The 18,607-nt window shown below is 71.6% G+C and carries 12 protein-coding genes, 1 tRNA gene and 2 pseudogenes; 9 read left to right on the forward strand and 6 right to left on the reverse strand.

Annotated elements, in window-relative coordinates; genetic code table 11:
- The 5 genes and pseudogenes from GA0115240_RS27815 to GA0115240_RS27835 all read left to right on the forward strand — a co-directional run.
- A pseudogene (locus GA0115240_RS27815) lies at positions 1-372 on the forward strand (hypothetical protein); the annotation flags it as partial.
- 90 nt (positions 373-462) lie between these two features.
- Positions 463-536: transfer RNA gene (locus tag GA0115240_RS27820), tRNA-Ala, on the forward strand.
- A gap of 207 nt (positions 537-743) precedes the next feature.
- Positions 744-1,376, forward strand: coding sequence for a GTP cyclohydrolase II (gene ribA / locus GA0115240_RS27825; protein WP_093740860.1), 633 nt, complete (start codon positions 744-746; stop codon positions 1,374-1,376).
- Positions 1,377-1,634: 258 nt separating this feature from the next.
- Entirely contained in the window at positions 1,635-2,231 is a 597-nt protein-coding gene (locus tag GA0115240_RS27830; protein ID WP_093740862.1) for a TetR/AcrR family transcriptional regulator, read from the forward strand.
- 150 nt (positions 2,232-2,381) lie between these two features.
- Positions 2,382-5,087, forward strand: a complete 2,706-nt coding sequence (locus GA0115240_RS27835; RefSeq protein ID WP_093740864.1) for a YfhO family protein — start codon at positions 2,382-2,384, stop codon at positions 5,085-5,087.
- A gap of 75 nt (positions 5,088-5,162) precedes the next feature.
- Here GA0115240_RS27835 and GA0115240_RS37295 read toward each other — a convergent pair whose 3' ends face one another.
- From GA0115240_RS37295 to GA0115240_RS27855, 5 genes and pseudogenes are all read right to left on the reverse strand, one after another.
- Positions 5,163-5,741, reverse strand: coding sequence for a methylated-DNA--[protein]-cysteine S-methyltransferase (locus tag GA0115240_RS37295; RefSeq protein ID WP_346267987.1), 579 nt, complete (start codon positions 5,739-5,741; stop codon positions 5,163-5,165).
- Positions 5,733-7,196: pseudogene (locus GA0115240_RS27840) on the reverse strand (AlkA N-terminal domain-containing protein); the annotation flags it as partial. The gene GA0115240_RS37295 and the pseudogene GA0115240_RS27840, both read right to left, overlap by 9 nt.
- Before the next feature lie 142 nt (positions 7,197-7,338).
- A complete protein-coding gene (locus tag GA0115240_RS27845) occupies positions 7,339-7,689 on the reverse strand; it encodes a GNAT family N-acetyltransferase (RefSeq protein WP_370673380.1) in 351 nt (116 codons plus the stop codon).
- Complete coding sequence (locus tag GA0115240_RS27850; protein WP_256070024.1) at positions 7,686-7,952, reverse strand: DUF2630 family protein; 267 nt, start codon at positions 7,950-7,952, stop codon at positions 7,686-7,688. Before GA0115240_RS27850 ends, GA0115240_RS27845 begins: the two co-directional genes overlap by 4 nt.
- Positions 7,953-8,066: 114 nt before the next feature.
- A complete protein-coding gene (locus GA0115240_RS27855) occupies positions 8,067-8,915 on the reverse strand; it encodes a MerR family transcriptional regulator (RefSeq protein ID WP_093740868.1) in 849 nt (282 codons plus the stop codon).
- A 359-nt stretch (positions 8,916-9,274) separates the two neighbouring features.
- Between GA0115240_RS27855 and GA0115240_RS27860 the strand changes: the two genes are divergently transcribed.
- From GA0115240_RS27860 to GA0115240_RS27870, 3 genes are read left to right on the forward strand one after another with little or no spacing between them, the layout of a single operon-like run.
- Positions 9,275-10,780 carry a flavin-containing monooxygenase gene (locus GA0115240_RS27860; RefSeq protein WP_093740870.1) on the forward strand — a complete coding sequence of 502 codons (1,506 nt, stop codon included), beginning with the start codon at positions 9,275-9,277 and terminating at the stop codon, positions 10,778-10,780.
- On the forward strand, positions 10,777-11,760 hold the full coding sequence (locus GA0115240_RS27865) for an alpha/beta fold hydrolase (RefSeq protein ID WP_093740871.1): 984 nt from the start codon (positions 10,777-10,779) through the stop codon (positions 11,758-11,760). The genes GA0115240_RS27860 and GA0115240_RS27865 overlap by 4 nt, the downstream gene beginning before the upstream one ends.
- Entirely contained in the window at positions 11,757-12,674 is a 918-nt protein-coding gene (locus GA0115240_RS27870) for an SDR family oxidoreductase (RefSeq protein ID WP_093740873.1), read from the forward strand. Before GA0115240_RS27865 ends, GA0115240_RS27870 begins: the two co-directional genes overlap by 4 nt.
- Positions 12,675-12,934: 260 nt before the next feature.
- Here the strand turns inward: GA0115240_RS27870 and GA0115240_RS27875 are convergent, their stop codons facing one another.
- Positions 12,935-16,666 (reverse strand): S41 family peptidase, encoded by a 3,732-nt coding sequence (locus GA0115240_RS27875; RefSeq protein WP_093740875.1) that lies wholly within the window; start codon positions 16,664-16,666, stop codon positions 12,935-12,937.
- Positions 16,667-16,967: 301 nt separating this feature from the next.
- Here GA0115240_RS27875 and GA0115240_RS27880 point away from each other — a divergent pair.
- Positions 16,968-18,607: FAD-binding dehydrogenase (locus GA0115240_RS27880; protein WP_093740877.1), on the forward strand; the 1,640-nt coding region annotated here is incomplete at its 3' end.

Consider the following 18,607-nt stretch of genomic DNA (forward strand, 5'->3'; position numbering starts at 1 on the left):
CGTACCGCGGACCGCCGCGCCCTGGTGGAGCAGACCGACCACGCCGAGTGGGTCGACCAGCAGCGCGCCCAGCAGAGCGCCGACGACGGCTGGGGATCCGGTACCGGTGCCGCTGCCCACCTACGTCACCGCCCCCGTGCCCCCCGCACTCCCGGCGGACTCGACCTCGGCGCGCCCGACACCTGGAGTTCCGCCCGCTCGGGTACGACGCCGACCGACCCCGCCGCATCCCGCGAACCCCGTGAGCCGCGCGAGGCCCGGCCCGTCCGCGACCACGATCAGCACCCCCCGGTGGGCCGCCCGCGCGGTGGCCGCACGCCCCTGTTCGACCAGTACGCCGACGGCGACCGCCCCCGGGCCGCCAACGAGTGAGCGTGCCGGAGCCGGTCGGCCCCTTGCGGACCTGCCGATATCGCGTTCACGATCACCCTCGCCGAGATGCTAGAGTTTTCCTCGTTGCAAGGGCCTGTGGCGCAGTCCGGTAGCGCACCTCGTTCGCATCGAGGGGGTCAGGGGTTCGAATCCCCTCAGGTCCACCGCAAGATCGTCCTTGAATCAGTGCCAGAGCAGTTGACGAGATCCCGCCCGATGCTTGTGATCGGGCGGGATCTCGTCGTCGTGGGGCTCGGCGGGCGGACGGCGATCTCCGGCGCGGTGTTCTGATCAAACGTCATGTGGCTGAGCGGAAATAATCGGGTCATCGGGAGAGCTTGAGATTTCAAGATCTTACGAGGGAGTGGCCCATGTCCGCTGACGCACATCCTCTGCCGACCGCCGGCATCCGCACCAAGGTCCGCGTTCCGCTCCGCTTCCCGGACGGGTGGCAGGCAGCCGCCGACGTGTTCACCTTCACCGGCCTGGCCGACGGGAAGGAGCATCTGGCGCTCGGGCTCGGCGACTACGAGGCGGCGGAAGTGCCCTTGGTGCGCCCGCACTCGGAGTGCCTGACGGGTGATGTGTTCGGCTCCGAAAGGTGCGACTGCGGCCCGCAATTGCGGGAGGCGGTGGAACGTATCGCCGCTGTCGGAGGCTATCTGCTGTACCTGCGGCAGGAGGGCCGCGGTATCGGGCTCTACGCCAAGCTCGACGCGTACGCGCTGCAGGACGGCGGTCTGGACACCTACGAGGCGAATCGCGCCCTCGGCCGGGGCGAGGACGAGCGGGACTACACGGCCGCGGCACAGATGCTGGCCGTGCTCGGGGCCGAACGCTTCCGGCTGCTGAGCAACAACCCCGACAAGCAGCGGCAGCTCGCGGCGCTCGGCATGAGGGTGGTGGAGCGCGTGCCGACCGGCGTCCACGTATCGGCCTCCAATGTCCGCTACCTGCGGGCGAAGGTCGAACACACCGGACACACGCTGGCGCTTCCCGCCTGAGCTCCCTTGATTTCCGAGCGGGCGGCGGTGCGGGGTCCGGAGCGGGCGGTAGGGGGCGGCAGCCGCGGGCGGGTGATACGGCCCACGATCGAAACGGTGGCGTTTCGATCGTGGGCCGTCTACTCTTCAGGTGTACGACATCGTTTCGACGGTGGCGCCTCGCGGCGGCACCGACGCCGGCGAAGGCGTACGGAGCAGCGCCCCAGGGCGCCAGCTGATTCCGCGGGCCACCGCATCACCGCAGGCAGGAGGCAGGACATGTCGCCGGAGGCAGCCGCCGGGCGCCGTACCCGCCTGACCCCGGAGCGTGAGCGGGAGCTCTATGAGGCGGTTGTCGGACTGCTGCGCGAGGTCGGCTACGAGGCCCTGACGATGGATGCCGTCGCCGCCCGTACCCGCGCCAGCAAGGCCACCTTGTACCGGCAGTGGAAGGGCAAGCCCGAACTGGTCGCGACCGCACTGCGGCACCACAAGCCGGTGTCGCTCGCCGACATCGACACCGGGTCGCTGCCCGGTGATCTGCACGAGCTCGTCAGATGCCACGACCAGAGCGAGGTCAAGCGGGACCAGGAGCTGATGCGGGGGCTCGCCCACGCGGCCTTCCAGAACGAGGACCTGTTCCGCGCGCTGCGTGAACTGCTCATCGAACCGGAACTCGCCAGCTTCCGCGACCTGGTGCAGCGCGCTGTCGACCGGGGCGAATTGGCCGCCGACAGCCCGGCTCGTGACTTCGTTCCGCACATGCTCTTCGGCGGCGCGCTGGCCCGTCCGATCATCGAGGGCATCGACCCCGATCCCGAGTACAGCCATCGCTTCATCGACGCGGTGGTCGTTCCCGCGCTGGGACTGTCCTAGTCCGACGAGCAGGTGATCCGACCGGTGAGGGTGAATTACCGGCCGGGGACGTCACGTTAACCGCTCGGATTGTTGGCATACATAATTCCGTCGTACGAAACGGCCTAGCCTTCGGTGGCATGGCGCCGCTCATCCGCGACGGGAGACTTGATGACATCCGAGCACATCGGCCGGCTGCGGGCGGCGCTGTTCGCCGCAGGCCTGACGATGGTCGCGTTCTGCGCGGGGGACGCGGCGGCGCGGCAGTACCCGTTCGGATCGCGCACCCGTGATGTCAGCGACCTCGGCAACCAGTACCTGCCCTTCCACGCCCATCTGTGGGACCTGCTGCACGGCAAGGCCGACGGCGGCTGGCTGCTGAACTGGCAGTCGGGCTACGGCAGCAGCTTCCTGCCCGACTTCGGCACCTACCTGTCGAGCCCGTTCGCGCCCCTGGTGGCGCTGTTCCCCCGGGACCGGATCGATCTGGCCGTCTACGTCATCAGCATGCTGAAGCTCGGGTCGGCCGCCGCCGCGATGGCGGTGCTGCTGCTCCTGCTGCGGCCCGGGCCGCGATGGGCGGCCGGGATGCTCGGCGCGTCGTACGCGCTGTGCGGCTGGACGTTGATGCTGGCGTCCTACAACACCATGTGGCTGGACGGCCTGATCGCCTTTCCGCTGCTGTGCGTGGTCGGGGAGTGGGCGCGGACCGGGCGGCGGCCGATCGCCGGCGTGCTCGTCGTCGCGCTGTGCTGGGCCGCGAACTTCTACACCGCGTACATGGCGACCATCGGCGCCGCCCTGTTCCTCGCCGCCCGCCTGCTCACCGAGCCGCCGCCCGGGCCCGAGCCGGCGGCACCGACCGGCGACATCGCTGATCCGGCCGGGCCCGCCGCGCCCGCCAGACCCGCGTCAACGCCCGCCCGCGGCCGCCACGCCGCTGTCACCTTCGGCCGCGCCGCCCTCACCACCGCCCTCGGTATCGGCCTGACCGCGCCCGTCCTGCTGACCATCGTCAAGGGCACCAAACTCGCCTCGCCGGTCTCACCGGTCGGCTTCCACCAGCTTCCCGTGGCCGACCTGCTGATACGGATGCTCCCGGGCACGTACGGCTTCTTCACGCCGTCCACCTATGTGGACACCGCGGCGCTGCTGCTCGCCTTCGTGCTGCCCTTCCACCCCGCCGTGCCGCGCCGGGCCCGGATCGTGTGGCCGGCGCTGGTGGTCGTCGTCGCCGGCTCCCTGGACTGGCGGCCGACGCATCTGCTGTGGCACGCGTTCACCACGCCCAACGGAAGCCCGTACCGGCAGACATTCGTCCTCAGCGGGATCATGGTGATCGCCGCCTGGCAGTCGCTCGCCCACCGGTTGCCCGGGCCGCGCCAACTTGTCTGCGGGGCCGGGCTGATGGGGCTGATGACCGCGTTCGTCGCGGTGGACGCGGACCGCGGCCTGACCGGTCCGGCGACGTACCCGCTGCTCGCGGCCGGCCTGGTCGCCGCGGTCGGCGCGCTGCTGCTCCTGAGGCGGCTGGCGGACCGGGGAATCGTCTCCGTACGCGGCAGCGTGCCGGCCGTGCTGGCCGTCGGGGTGCTGCTGGCCACCCAGTTCGGGCAGTCCGCGGTGAGCAACGCCTGGATCGACCACAAGCGGCCCGGCCTGATGGACGACTACCCGGAGTGGGGCCCGCGGCAGACCCTGCAGCGGCAGTCGATCACGGCGGCCGACACGTGGCCGGGCCGGCGCACCGATCCGGGGCGTGAACAGACCGTCGGCAATGACCCGTTGGAGGTCGGCGGCCAGGGTGCGCAGTACTACAGTAGCCTCACGTCCGAGGTGTGGATCAGCACGCTGGCCGCGCTCGGCGGCGGTTGGACCTCGTACGGGCGTTCGCCGCAGAGCCTCGACAATCCCGTGACGGATGTGATCTTCTCCGTCGGCGCCCGCCTGCACTCGCCGGTCGATCCGCACCTGGGCGGCCCGCCGCAGTCCGAACCCCCGCCTGTCACCCGGCAGCCGGTGCCGCCGCTGGTGACCGTGCGTGCGGCCGCGCCGGCCACCGGCTACGGCCGATCGCCGTACCGGAACCAGGAGTTGCTGCTCGGCAGCCGCGTCTACACCCCTGGTGCCGCCATCCGGCTGACCGACAGCGCCGGGCGCGTGATCCGCCCGGGGTCGGACGGCGAATACGCCACCCCGGGCGGCCCGCACAGCACCTACAAGCTCGCCTCGTCCTGCCCGACGGGCAGCGAACTGTACTTCTGGGCGCCGGACTTCACCGGATCCGTCCAGGCCCCCGGTGGTACGGCGGTGGTGTACAAGGGCGGCAGGAGCGGCCACCGCGCACCGGTGCAGCGACTCGGGGCCGCTGGGAACGGCGGACCCTTCACTCTGAAACTCACCCCGGGGCCGGGCTCCAGCCGTCTCGAAGCCGACGGTGTCGGCTGCCTCGACCGGGCCCGGCTCGCCGCGGCCGAGCGCCACCTGGCCGCCACCGCTCCCACCCGCGTGGATGTCACCTCGGACGGCATCCGGGCCCAACTGCCCCCGGGCGCTGAGGGCTTCGCCGTGGTGGCCGCACCCGACATCGCCGGGTGGAGCTGCTCGACGGACAGCGGCACATCGCATCCGGCGTCGTCGTACCTCGGGCTGCTGGCGGTGCCGCTGGACGGCCGGGCGAGCAGCGTGTCCTGCTCACTCACCCCGCCGGGACTCAGGCTCGGCGAGGCGGTGGGCGGGGCGTCATTGCTCGGCGTGGGCGCGCTGGCCGGTTACGGCTGGTGGCGAAGGCGGCGGGGCGGCGCCGCCTTCGGGAGCGGGACCGGGACCCTACCGGCGCAGCCGCGGGCCGAAAGCGCGGAGCCGGTGGCGCCGTGATCCGAGGGGTTGCTGGGTCCGGCGCCCGATGTCCGGCCGGACTCGGCGGGAGCGCCGGGTGTCCGAGCCCGGCAGTCAGATCAACATCGGCTGCGTGCGGCCCCGTTCGAAGCCCAGCAGCCACCGCTTGCGGTCGAGGCCGCCGCCGTAGCCCGTCAGGCTGCCGTTCGCGCCGATCACCCGGTGGCAGGGCACAACGATGCTGATCGGGTTCTTGCCGTTGGCCAGTCCCACCGCGCGCGACGCGCCGGGTTGCCCGAGAACCGCGGCGAGTTCGCCGTAGGAGACGGTCTCGCCGTAGGGGATGTCGCACAGCGCCGACCACACGCGCTGCTGGAACGGCGTTCCCGCCAGGCCGAGCGGGACGTCGAAGGCGGTGCGGTCGCCGGCGAAGTAGGCGGTCAGTTGCTCCGACACGTCGGCGAACAGGGGGAGTTCACCGGGTTCGACCCATGGGCCGAAGGTTTCCAGCGCCGGGCGGTGGCGGTGGTCGGTCATGTAGAGGCCGGCCAGGGCGCCCTCCCTGGCCACCAGGGTCAGCGGGCCGCACGGGCTGTCCCATGACGTCTGGACAGTCGTCGTCATCGTGAAGCGCCTTTCTTCGCAGGGGAGTCGGCCGCGGGCAGGGGCCTCGGGACCCGACGGCGGCAGCATGTTGATCGGATGGTCGCCCGTCGCCCACAGGTACTGCGTGGCGTAGGCACGCCACGGCTGCCAGGCGGCGGCGTGCTTGAGCAACGCGGCGGGAGTGGTGGGCAGTCCGAGATCGCGGGCCGCGTACCGCACACCGAGATCGGTGGGAAGGAAGGCGTCCGGGTCGCCGAGCGCGCGCATGGCGATCGTCTCGACCGTCCATGGTCCGAAGCCGGGCAGGCTTGCCAGCCGGGCCCGGGTGCGTTGCCAGTCGCTGCCGACGTCCAGGTCCAACTCGCCGTCCAGCAGCGCCTGTAGCAGCGCCGACAAGGTCGACTTGCGGGTCTGCGGCATCGCCAGCTCGGCCGGGTCGTGCTCGGCGAGCGCGGCGGTCGAGGGGAACAAGTGGGTGAGGCCGCCCGCCGGGTCGGCGACCGGCTCGCCGTACGCGGCCACCAGCCGGCCGGCGTGGGTACGGGCCGCCGCGGTGGAGATCTGCTGGCCGAGCACCGCCCGTACCGCGAACTCGGGTCCGTCCACGACCCGCGGCACCCGCCGTCCCGGGGCCTGGGCGACCAGCGGTGCCAGCAGCGGGTCGGCCGCCAGCGAGGCGTCCACGGCGGACGGGTCCGCGTCCAGGTCCAGCAGCCGGCGGCAGCGGCTGATCGCCTGCGCCAGATCCCGCCAGTCGGCGAGCCACAACTGGCAGGCGACATGGTCGGGTCGGGGGCGCAGGGCGACGATGCCGGGGCCGTGCGGCAGCCGCAGCGTGCGCCGATACGCGCCCGCGCGCCACTCTTCGACGCCGGGCACGGCGGTGGCCGCGAGATGGCCGAACAGGTTGTCGGGGGTGAGGGGCCGGCGGAACGGCAGCCGCAGCGTGATCACGCCGGCCGCGGCGGACGGGCGTCCCTTGGCGACGCGGCCGCGCAGCTCGCCCGGGGACAGCGCGAAAACCGCGCGCACGGTGTCGTTGAAGGTACGGATGCTGCCGAATCCTGCCGCGTAGGCGACGTCCCCCATCGGCATGGCGGTGGTCTCGATCAGCAGCCGGGCGGTCTGCGCACGCTGCGAGCGGGCCAGGGCGAGGGGACCGGCGCCCAGCTCGGCGAACAGCTGCCGTTCGATCTGGCGCTCGCTGTAGCCGAGGCGCGCGGCCAGGCCGGGCACGCCGTCACGGTCCACCACGCCGTCGGCGATCAGGCGCATGGCGCGCGCCACCAGGTCGGCGCGCTCGTTCCACTGCGGGGAGCCGGGGCTCGCGTCGGGGCGGCAGCGCTTGCAGGCGCGGAAACCGGCCTGCTGGGCGGCGGCCGCGCTCGGGTAGAAGGTCATGTTCTCGACCTTCGGTGGCACGACGGGACAGCTGGGCCGGCAGTAGATGCGGGTGGTCAGCACCGCCGTGAAGAACCATCCGTCGAAGCGGGCGTCCTTCGACTGGACGGCGCGGACGCAGGCGTCGAAATCCGTGTGCACCCCGTCAGCATCGCTCGTCGTCAGGGGCGTCGTCTAGCGGAAATCCGACATCGCGGTGCGGGCCGGGACCGCGTGAGGGACGCCCCGGTGCGACTCGGGGGCTTCACGGGGGGCCCGCCGGGGCGGATCCTCGGACCCGGCCTCAGTCCTTCACCCGGCTGTCGGGCTCGTAGGCGAGGTCCTGGTAGTCGGCGTGCCGTTCGAGCCATCCCGAAATGAACGGGCACACCGCCACCACCCGCAGGCCCTGGGCGCGGGCGTCGTCCAGCGCGGCACGGGCCAGCGTCGAGCCGACGCCGTGGCCTTCGTACGCGTCCTCGACCTCGGTGTGGATGAAGGCGATCAGTTGCGGGGAGCGCACGTACGCCACGAAGCCGGCCAGCCGGTCGTTGATCCTGGCCTCGTAGCGGTGCTCCTGCGGGGCGTCCGCGACGGTCACCTCGCCGACGGTGCTGCGCGCCCTGTCCGGGCCGCTCGGGGTGGCCGCGCTCACGAGCGGTAGTTCTCGACGGTCGAGGAGGGCCGTACGCGGGCGCTGCCCGGGTCCTCACCCGCGTCGGTCAGGGCACGGCGCTGCCGGAGCAGGTCCCAGCACTGGTCGAGCTCGCGCTCCAGCGCTGCCAGGCGCTCCTTCTCGGTCTCACCGTCTATGCCGCCGTCGGTCAGCAGGTCCCGCAGGATCTTCTCGTCCGCGACCATCTTGCTGATCCGGCCGAGGATGGCGTGCTCGGCGCCGGCGTCGTTGGGCTGTTGCACGGGAACCTCCGGGTCAGATGAGGGGCGGCGTTGCGCTGTGGTGGCTCCGCCCCCTTCCACTCTTGCAGGTCGGGCGGCGGAATGCGCGGGGTGGGGGTCGTAGTTCCCGGGGGCCTATCGGCGAAGGCCGCCGCTGTCCCCGGGCGGCCCCTCGTCCGGCTTGTCCCGCCTGTCCTGCTTGAGGTCCGGGGCGCTGTCCGCAGCGGGTGTCCCGGCCCGCTGCCGCAGCAGCGCGTCGATCTCGGCGCGCACCCTGCGGTCCATCGCCAGGGACATCTCGGCCTCGACGATGTTCTTGGCCAGCGGGCGGAGCCGTTGCAGCGCCTCCGGCATGCGGTGCGCCTCGCGCGGTGGCGGTCCCTCCAGCGGGCCGAGCACGTGCACCTTGATGACCTGCGTGAACAATTCTGCCAGCGCGTCCACGTGCTCGCGCACCTCGCGGCCGGCGGCCAGTACGGCGGCCAGCGGAACCCCTTCGCGGACGAGGGCGGAGGACGCCTCCAGCAGCCGGCGGCTGATGTGCACGGCGTTCTCGCCGTCCACGGCGATGTAGCCGATCTCCAGGGCGGCGGAGAGGTTGTCCGGGGTGACGTGCTCGCCGAAGTAATGGGCGAGCTCCTGGGGGGTGAGCCTTACCGGGGTCTCGTCGGACCACGGGGCGGCGAGGGCGCTTTCCAGCCCGAGGAGCTCGGCCACGCCGCCGAGGGTGCGGCCGGTCTCCCAGGCGGCGATGAGCTCGGCGATGCCGCCGAGGGTGTGGCCGCGGTCGAGCAGGGCGGCGATGGTGCGCAGGCGGGCGAGGTGGTCCTCGGAGTACCAGGCGATACGGCCGGCCCGGCGCGGGGGCGGCAGCAGGCGGCGCTCCCGGTAGAAGCGGAGGGTGCGCACCGGGATGCCGGCGGCTTCGGCGAGCTCCTCCACACGGTATTCACGCGGGCGGTCGTCGGTGCCGTTGTCGTCCACGTGGCCAGCCTAGGGGGTGCGGAAACGGTTCCTCCTGGTCGTGTTCGGCTCGTACCGGCTGCGGGGGCGGGGGTGGCGCGGGCAGGGCGGCTTCTACTCGGCGGTAATAAGTTCGGTCCGGCCTCTACCGCGGGTAACCCGCATGCCCTACAGTCCGCTGTACGGACCGTGCCAGTGATTGCTGGCGCGGTTGATCGGACAGGCGGTTGCTCGGACGGTCGGACGGTCTGGCGATCCGACGGTCGGATCGTCTGACCGTCGGACAAAAGCTGATCCGACGAACGGGCGGCTCCGGCGATGACGGAAGCAGCGGCAAGCAAGGACACGGGTACGCAGCGGCGTAACGGAAGGGCGGTGCCATGCACGGCGGCCTCGAACACGTGCGGGTGGCGGTGATCGGCTCCGGCTTCGGCGGGCTGGGAGCCGGCGTGCGGCTGCGCCGGGAGGGAATCACCGACTTCGTGATCCTGGAACGGTCGAACGCGGTCGGCGGCACCTGGCGCGATAACACCTATCCGGGCTGCGCCTGCGATGTGCCCTCCCACCTCTATTCGTTCTCCTTCGCCCCCAAACCCGACTGGCCGCGCGCCTTCTCCGGCCAGGAACACATACGCGGCTACCTCGAAAGAGTGACGGACACCTTCGGGCTGCGGCCGCATCTGAGGTTCGGCGCCGAGGTGCGGCAGGCCCGCTGGGACGGGGAGGCCCACCACTGGCACCTGGAAACGGCGGCCGGCGAGCTGACCGCCGATGTGGTGGTCTCGGCCACCGGGGCCCTGTCCGACCCGAAGATCCCGGACATTCCGGGGATCGAGGGCTTCCCGGGGCGGGTGTTCCATTCTTCACGGTGGGACCACGACTACGACCTGCGGGGCAAGAGGGTCGCGATGGTCGGTACGGGCGCCTCGGCGATCCAGATCGTGCCGGCGATCCAGCCGGAGGTGGAACGGTTGACCGTCATCCAGCGGACTCCGCCGTGGGTGATGCCCCGGATGGACCGGCCGATCGGCGCGGCGGAGCGGTGGCTGCACGCGACCGTGCCGGGGTCGGCGAAGGCCAGGCGCGGACTGCTCTGGCTGATCAGGGAATTCCAGGTCGGTGCGTTTGTGAAGCGGCCGCAGCTGATGAAGGCGGCGGAGCGGATAGCCCGCGGACACCTGCGCAGGTCGGTCAAGGATCCGGTGCTGCGAGCCCGGCTGACGCCCGATTACACGATCGGCTGCAAGCGGATCCTGCTGTCGAACACCTATTATCCGGCCCTCGCCCAGCCGAACACCGAGGTGGTCACGTCCGGGCTGACCGAGGTGCGCGGGTCATCGGTGGTGACGGCTGACGGCAGCGAACGGGAAGTCGATGCGATCATCTTCGGAACCGGCTTCCATGTGACTGATATGCCGATCGGTGATCGGGTTGTCGGAGCGGACGGGCGCACGCTGAGCGAGCACTGGCGGAACGGCATGGCGGCGCTGCGCGGTTGTACGGTCGACGGTTTTCCCAATTTCCTGTTCATCGTCGGGCCCAATACCGGTCTCGGGAACAGCTCGATGATTCTGATGATCGAATCGTCGCTCAATTACATAGCCGATTACCTGCGTACGCTGTCGCGTTCGGGCGGCGCGGCGCTCGACGCGAGACCGGCCGCGGTGAAGGCGTGGAACGCGGAGATCCAGCGGCGGGCCGCTCGTACCGTCTGGAACACCGGTGGATGCAACAGCTGGTATCTGGACGCCAACGGGCGCAACACGACAGCCTGGCCGGGTACCACCGCGGAGTTCCGCCGGGCGACGCGGCAGTTGAAGTTGTCGGAGTACGAGGTGCTGGCGCCGGTCGAGGCCGCCGCCCCTGCCGTGGAGGCGATGTCATGAGCCAGCTGTACGAGGCGGTGCCGGCCCGACGCGAACTGACCGCTGTTTCCGCCGACGGAACGCGTATCCACATCGAGGAGTACGGACGGGCCGATGGTCCTACCGTCGTTCTGTCGCACGGCTGGACCTGTTCGACGCTCTTCTGGGCGCCGGTCGTCCGGCTGTTGGCGGACGATCATCGGGTTGTCGCCTATGACCAGCGCGGTCACGGTCGCAGTGGCGCGCCGGCCACTCGCAGGGGTTACGGAACCGGCGTCCTGGCTGATGATCTGCAAGCCGTACTGGAGGCGGTCGTACCGGAGGGTGAGCGCGCGGTGCTGGTCGGGCACTCCATGGGCGGTATGACGATTATGGCGGCGTCCGGGCGTGCGGCGGTGCGCGACCGTACGGCGGCGGTCCTGCTCGCCAGCACCGGCAGCGGGCGATTGCTGGGATCGACCGAAGTGCTTCCGCCGCGACTGAGCTCGCGCCGGCTGCGGCGCATCTTCCACCGGCAGTTGCTCGTCTCGCGCATGCCACTCGGACGGGTGACCCCGCTGTCCAAGGCGGCGCTGAAGTACGGGGTGCTGAATCCTGACGCGACGCCCGAGCAGGTCGACTTCACGGCGCGGATCGTGCACGCGTGCCGGGCCCGCCACCGTTCGGCGTGGGGACGGGTGCTCGCCGTGCTCGACCTGGACGCGGAGTTGCCGGCGGTCGTCGCGCCGACCGCGGTACTGGTCGGCACCGCGGACAAACTCACCCCCCGGGTGCACGCCCGCGGCATAGCGGCCGCCCTGCCCCGGCCGGCCGGCCTGACCGAACTGCCGGGCCTGGGCCACATGACACCGATAGAGGATCCGCGGGCTGTCGAGCGGGTGATACGCGAACTGGTCGCGAACCATCTGACAGCCGGATTGTCGGACGGCGGTACCGCTGATTCCGGGCCGACTGCATCCGAGCACGCCCCCTTGTCCAGCGTGGAGGAGAAGAGCGTATGAGCGGATCACCGTTGGACGGTCAGGTCGTGGTGGTCACCGGCGCGGCGCGGGGAGTGGGTGCGGCACTGGCCGGCAGACTCGCCGCCCGTGGTGCCCGCTTGGCGCTGGTGGGCCTCGAACCCGATGAACTGAAGAACGTCGCCGCATCGCTCGGCGGCGAGGCCGCCTGCTGGACCGCCGACGTCACCGACCGGGTGACGATGGCGACTGTCGCCGCTGAAGTCGTCGCTCGTTTCGGCCGTGTCGACGTCGTGGTCGCCAACGCCGGTGTGGCCACCGGCGGTCCGTTTGTCGACTCCGATCCCGACGCCTTCGACCGGGTGATTCAGGTCAACCTGCTGGGCAGTGTCGCCACCGCCCGCGCCTTCCTGCCCGCGCTGATTGCCTCGCACGGCTATCTTCTGCAAATCGCATCGCTGGCCGCGCTCACCCCCGCGCCGATGATGGCCGCGTACTGCGCCAGCAAGTCGGGCGTGGAGGCATTCGCGCACAGCCTGCGGGCCGAACTCGGCCAGCAGGGCGTCAAGGTGGGCGTGGGCTATCTGAGCTGGACCGACACCGACATGGTGCGCGGGGCCGATCAGGACGAGGTAATGCGCGAGATGCGCGGCAAGCTGCCCTGGCCGACGAATCGCACGTATCCGCTGGAGCCGGCCGTCGAGCGGATCGCAGACGGCATCGTACGACGATCACCCCATGTGTACGCGCAGTGGTGGTTGCGCGGGATGCAGCCGGTTCGCGGTTTGCTGCCGTCGCTGATCGGCGGAGCGCTCGGGCAGCGCGAAATGCGGCGTGCCCAAGCGGTGCTGGCCCGCGGTGCCGGTGTGCGGCGCGGTCTTGTCGGTAGCGGAGGAGCCGCCGACGAGGCGGAGCGATCGTCCGGCAACAAGCGCAGCCGGCCGGCCGCCTCGTAGAACCCGGAGCGCGCGGAGCGCTGGCAGCGACAGGACGGGCAGCGGCGTCGTACCGGGGTCCAGGACGAACCGCGCGAGCGCATGGGCGCCGAGGCCGACGAGCGGGGCGGCTTGGTCTGATGGGTTCGGGTCGCGTCGGACGGACGGCGTGACACATGGACGGCGTGACGTAGGAAGGGACACCCTCGGTGCGGGTGCGCCTTCTTCGCACTTCGCGCTGTTCCCCGTCCGGATTCGTCCCCGGTCGGCGCGGCGCAGGATCAGCGCGGGGGGAGTTGCGGGCGGGCGCGGTTCGGGGGGTTGGAGAGGTCGGGAGGGGCGGCGGCGGGGTGCTCGTCCAGGAGGGACAGCGCGGTGCGGACCGCCACCTCGAGCTGGCCCTGGCGCCCCTCGGCCCAGTCGAGAGGGGTGCGGAGGCATTCGATGTCCGGGGCCACGCCGTGGTTCTCGACGGACCAGCCGTAGGCGTCGAACCAGGCGGCGTTCATCGGAACAGTGATGACCGTATTGTCGCCGAGGCGGTGCCGGCCGGTGATGCCGACAACGCCGCCCCAGGTGCGCAGCCCCACGACCGGGCCGATGTCGAGAAGCTGGAAGGCGGCGGTGATCATGTCGCCGTCGGAGGAGGTGGCCTCGTCCGCGATGGCCACGATAGGTCCGCGCGGCGCGCCGCTGACGTAGGACACGGGCTGGGCGTTGCGCGTGATGTCCCAGCCGAGGATCTTGCGGGTGAGTTTTTCGATGACCAACTCGCTGATGTTGCCGCCCGCGTTGCCGCGCACGTCGACGAGCAGGGCGTCGTAGGCGACCTCCTTGCGCAGGTCGCGGTTGAACTGGGCCCAGCCGGAACCGCCCAGGTCGGGGATGTGCAGATAGCCGCAGCGGCCGCCGCTGAGGTGGCGTACGACGGCGCGACGGCGGGAGACCCAGTACTGGTAGCGCAGCGTGCGGTCGTTGACGAGCGGGACGACGGCGACCCGGCGGGCGGCCCCGCGACCGCCCGGCGGGACGAAGGTCAGCTCCACGGTGGTGCCGCCGGCGCCGGCCAGTAGTGGGTACGGGCCACGGTTCGGGTCGACGGGCCGGCCGTCGATGTGGGTGAGGACCGAACCCTCCCGGATCCCGGTGCCGGCCAGCGGCGAACGGGCCTTGGAGTCCGACGACTCGCCGGGCAGGATGCGGGCCACCGTCCACGTACCGTCCTTGTGGTGCTGGAAGTCGGCGCCGAGCAGGCCGATGGGGCGCTGGTAGTGGGGCGGGCCCTCGTTGCGGCGGGCGGGCTGGACGTAGGCGTGCGAAGTGCCCAGTTCGCCCAGGACCTCGCGCAGCAGGTCGGCGAACTCGTCCGGAGTGGCCACCTGTTCGACCAGCGGCCGGTACTGGTCCAGGATGGCCGGCCAGTCCACGCCGCACATGTCGGGGGCCCAGAAGTAGTCGCGGATCAGCCGGCCGGCCTCCGCGTACGACTGGCGCCACTCGGCGGTCGGTTCGACCTCGTGCAGGATGCGCCGCATGTCGACATAGACGGTGGAGTCGTCGTCGCTGCGTTCGGTGGCCGGGATGACGGCGAGTTCACCGTCGTCGTAGACGGCCAGGCGCCGGCCGTCGCCGCTGACCGCGTACCAGTCCATGTGGCGGACGAGTTCGGTGCGCTTGGACTTGGTGAGGCTGAAGAACTCCAGGGTGGGGCGGGACGACGGGTCACTCGGATTGACGAAGGTCTCGCCGAGGGCGCCGGAGATCGGCCAGCGCAGCCAGACCAGGCCGCCCTGCACGGGTTCCAGCGCCGAGTACTTCGACGCGGGGACGGGGAAGGGCGTGACCCGGTCCGGCAGTCCTTCCACCTCCACGACCACCGGACCGTCGCCGCCGCCCTCACCCGGGTCGAGGCCGGTGCCCACCGGGCTGCCGTCCACGGTCAGGGCGAAGGGTGACGCGGTGGCGGAGTTCAGCGGTACGAGGTAGGGGCGCGAGCCCAGCGGGAACGACAGGTCACCGGTATGAACGTCGTACACCGGGTCGAAGCCGCGCCAGGACAGGAAGGCCAGATAACAGCCGTCGCGCGTGAAGACAGGCTGTTCATCCTCAAAGCGTCCATTGGTGACGTCGATGATCGTATGGTCGGCTAGTCGGGCGATCTTGATGGAGCGCAGGGAGCGGCCGACGCCCGGGTGCGACCAGGTGAGCCATGCCGAGTCCGGGGAGAAGGCGAGGTCGCGAACGGGGCCGTTGGTGGAGCGGATCAGCTCGACGACGTCGTCGGGCGATGCGCGACGCGACGCCGTGCCGTTGGACGAACCGCCGTTGGACGGTGCCCCCGTCGAAGGCACACCATCGGATGATCCGTTGTCCGATGATCCGTTGTCCGATGATGCGTTGTCCGACGATCCGTTGTAGGACGGATTCTCATAGGACGATCGTCCTTGTGATGATTCATCACCCTCGCCCGTGGTGACGAGCAGCAGGCGCCCGTCGTGGGCAGCGACGGCGAGGGTGGAGCCGTCGGGGGAGGGAACCAGTTCCAGGACGCGGCCCAAGCGGCCGACCGCCAGGAGGGCGTGGGACTCGGCGGAAGGACCGGCGCCGTCACCGGTACCGTCCCCGCTGCCGGCCGCCGCGGCGCCTGCGGCCGGAGTGGCCGGAACGGCTGTCGTGGCCGGCGGGCGGCCCGGGCGGTCACGGCCGGGTCGGCGGGACGAGGCGTCGTTCTCCGACTCCGGGGTGCCGTCGTCCTCGTCCGCGTCCCGGCCATCACCCCATCGGGTGGATCCGGTACGCGACCGCCTGCGCGACGCCCTCGCGCCCGTGCCTGTGCCCGCCGGTGCCACCGCCATGTCCGCGGTCACCTCATCGAGTGAGGCCGGCTCGCGGGTCAGCGCCCGTGACGCCCGGCCCGGCAGCTGCGCCAACGCGATCCCGTCCTCGCCCCCCGCGTCGGTGACGTACGCGACCAGCCCCGTGTCGCCGAGCATCTTCGGCAGCCGCACCCGGGCGCCGGGTACGTCGGAGATGGTGCGGGCCGGGCCGTCACGGTGGGTGAGCCAGTACAGGCTGCCGCGTACGTTCACCGCGCTCGCCCGTCCGGTGCGGTCGATGGCCAGGCCGTCGAGGTTGGCGGCGGCCGGCACCTGGTAGGGGCGGCGGCCGCTGCGCGGGCCGCCGAGCCGTACGTCCAGCCGTCGCGGACGGGTGTCCGGTGCCAGGTCCTCGACCAGCCACAGCGCGCCGGCGCAGTGGTAGACCACCCGCTGCCCGTCGGTGGCCGCGCCGCGGGCGTAGAAGTCGGCGTGGTCGGTGTGCCGCCGCAGGTCCGTACCGTCGTGCAGGCAGGAGTAGAGGTTGCCGATGCCTTCGTGGTCGGACAGGAAGGCGATCCGGTCGGCGACGAACATCGGGTTGGCCAGGTGGCCGGGCAGGTCGGGCACCAGACGCTCGCCGTGCAGCCACAGCCGGCCGGTGGCGCCGCCGCGGTAGCGCTTCCAGGCGTGCGGTTCGTGCGGCGGGGTGCCGGTGAGCAGCAGGGTGCGGCGTTCGCCGTCGTCGCAGTCGTGCACCGCGATGTCGCTCACGGGACCCCAGGGCAGGGGACCGCCGGGCCCGCACGCGGTCTCCGGCGGGATGCTGTGCGCCCAGGTGTGATAAGCGAAGGGTTGACCATGTGACGATACGGCGAGCACATGACCGTCCGGCGACCACGAACACACCCGGGTGTCCGAGCTGCCCCAGTAGGTGAGCCGGCGCGAAGTGCCGCCGTCGGCCGGGACGAGGTACACCTCGGGGTCGAGACTGCGCCAGGTGGTGAAGGCGATCGTCGTACCGTCGGGTGAGAAGCGCGGTGCCCCGACCCGGGTGCGGTCGGCCGTCACCCGCCATGCCCGCCCCGGCGACTCGCCGGGAGGCCCGAGCGGAGCCACCCAGATGTCGTCCTCGGCGGCGAAGCAGAGCAGGTCGCCGTGCAGGTGCGGGAACCGGAGATACGCGGCATCGCTCACCCCCCTATGGTTCGGGCCGCCCGCGCCCCCAGCAACTTTTGCCCGCCTTTGCGCCCGTTCCGAGGCCAGCGCCGTACGACTGCCGCTGCGTCCTGCGTCCTGCGTCCTGCGTCCTGCGTCCTGCGTCCTGCGTCCTGCGTCCTGCGTCCTGCGTCCTGCCCACGCGCCCACGCGCCCACGCCCACGCCTTCCGCCGGGACCGTGGCGGCGAAGAACTGGTCGTCGCGAACCCGCTGACCCGCCGGGCCCGCTCGCGTAACGTGCTACCGACGAGTAGGCAGGCAGTGGGAGGGGCGGGCGGATGGCAGCGCTGGACGCGGACGTCGTGGTGGTGGGTGCGGGGCTGGCGGGGCTGGTCGCCACCGCCGAGCTGGCCGAAGCCGGCCGGAAGGTGATCCTGGTCGACCAGGAGCCGGAGGTCTCACTCGGCGGGCAGGCGTTCTGGTCGTTCGGCGGGCTGTTCCTGGTGGATTCGCCCGAGCAGCGGCGGATGCGGATCAAGGACAGCGCGGACCTGGCGTTGCAGGACTGGCTGGGCACCGCCGGCTTCGACCGCCCCGAGGACCACTGGCCGCGCCGGTGGGCCGAGGCCTATGTGCACTTCGCGGCCGGTGAGAAGCGGGCCTGGCTGCGCGAGCGGGACGTGAAGTTCTTCCCCGTGGTGGGCTGGGCGGAACGCGGCGGCTTCCTGGCGACGGGCCCCGGCAACAGCGTGCCGCGCTTCCACATCACCTGGGGGACGGGTCCCGGTGTCGTCGCCCCGTTCGTGCGGCGGGTGCGGGAGGCGGTCGCGCGCGGGCGGGTCGAACTGCGCTTCCGGCACCGGGTGACGGGCCTGACGAGTACCGCGGGCGCCGTCGACGGGGTGACCGGTGAAATCCTGGTGCCCGACGACATCGAGCGCGGGCAGGCCAGCTCACGCGAGAAAGCCGGGGAGTTCACGCTCCGGGCGCAGGCCGTGATCGTCACCAGCGGTGGCATCGGCGGCAACCACGAACTGGTGCGGGCCGCGTGGCCGCAGCGCCTCGGCATACCGCCGAAGAAGCTGCTGTCCGGTGTTCCGGCGCACGTGGACGGCCTGATGCTGGGCATAGCCGAGTCGGCCGGCGCGTCCGGCATCAACGGCGACCGCATGTGGCACTACACCGAGGGCATCGAGAACTGGAACCCGATCTGGGCCCGCCACGGCATCCGCATCCTGCCCGGCCCGTCCTCGCTCTGGCTGGACGCGACGGGCCGCCGGCTGCCGGTGCCGTACTTCCCCGGCTTCGACACGCTCGGCACCCTCGAACACATCATGCGCACGGGCCACGAGTACACCTGGTTCGTCCTCACCCAGAAGATCATCGAGAAGGAGTTCGCACTGTCGGGCTCCGAGCAGAACCCGGACCTGACCGGGAAGAGCGTCCGTGAGGTGCTCAAGCGGGCGCTGCCGGGGGCGCCCGGGCCGGTGGAAGCGTTCAAGCAGCACGGCGCGGACTTCGTGGTCGAACGCGAACTCGGCGCGCTGGTCAAGGGGATGAACGCGCTGACCGGCGAAGGGCTCGTCGACGAGGGGGAGTTGCGCCGGGAGATCGAGGCCCGCGACCGGGAGATCGCCAACACCTACACCAAGGACCTGCAGGTCACCGCGATCCGGGGCGCGCGCAACTACCTGGGCGACAAGCTGGTCCGCACCGCCGCCCCGCACCGCCTGCTGGACCCGAAGGCGGGCCCGCTGATCGCGGTTCGGCTGCACATCCTGACCCGCAAGTCGCTGGGCGGGCTGGAGACCGACCTCGACGGGCGGGTACTCGCCCCGGCCCAGGGGGAGGTACGCGGCGCGCCGCTGCCGGGTCTGTACGCGGCCGGTGAGGCGGCCGGTTTCGGCGGTGGCGGGATGCACGGCTACCGGTCGCTGGAAGGGACGTTCCTGGGCGGTTGCCTGTTCTCCGGCCGCAC

It is taken from the genome of Streptomyces sp. DvalAA-14 (genome assembly GCF_900091855.1).
Lineage (GTDB): Bacteria > Actinomycetota > Actinomycetes > Streptomycetales > Streptomycetaceae > Actinacidiphila.

What these genes read in the sequence shown, in the direction of transcription:
- ribA (WP_093740860.1), top strand. Translation starts at nt 744, where the DNA reads ATGTCCGCTGACGCACATCCTCTGCCGACCGCCGGCATCCGCACCAAG.
- GA0115240_RS27830 (WP_093740862.1), top strand. Translation starts at nt 1,635, where the DNA reads ATGTCGCCGGAGGCAGCCGCCGGGCGCCGTACCCGCCTGACCCCGGAG.
- GA0115240_RS27835 (WP_093740864.1), top strand. Translation starts at nt 2,382, where the DNA reads ATGACATCCGAGCACATCGGCCGGCTGCGGGCGGCGCTGTTCGCCGCA.
- GA0115240_RS37295 (WP_346267987.1), bottom strand. Translation starts at nt 5,741, where the DNA reads ATGCTGCCGCCGTCGGGTCCCGAGGCCCCTGCCCGCGGCCGACTCCCC.
- GA0115240_RS27860 (WP_093740870.1), top strand. Translation starts at nt 9,275, where the DNA reads ATGCACGGCGGCCTCGAACACGTGCGGGTGGCGGTGATCGGCTCCGGC.
- GA0115240_RS27865 (WP_093740871.1), top strand. Translation starts at nt 10,777, where the DNA reads ATGAGCCAGCTGTACGAGGCGGTGCCGGCCCGACGCGAACTGACCGCT.
- GA0115240_RS27870 (WP_093740873.1), top strand. Translation starts at nt 11,757, where the DNA reads ATGAGCGGATCACCGTTGGACGGTCAGGTCGTGGTGGTCACCGGCGCG.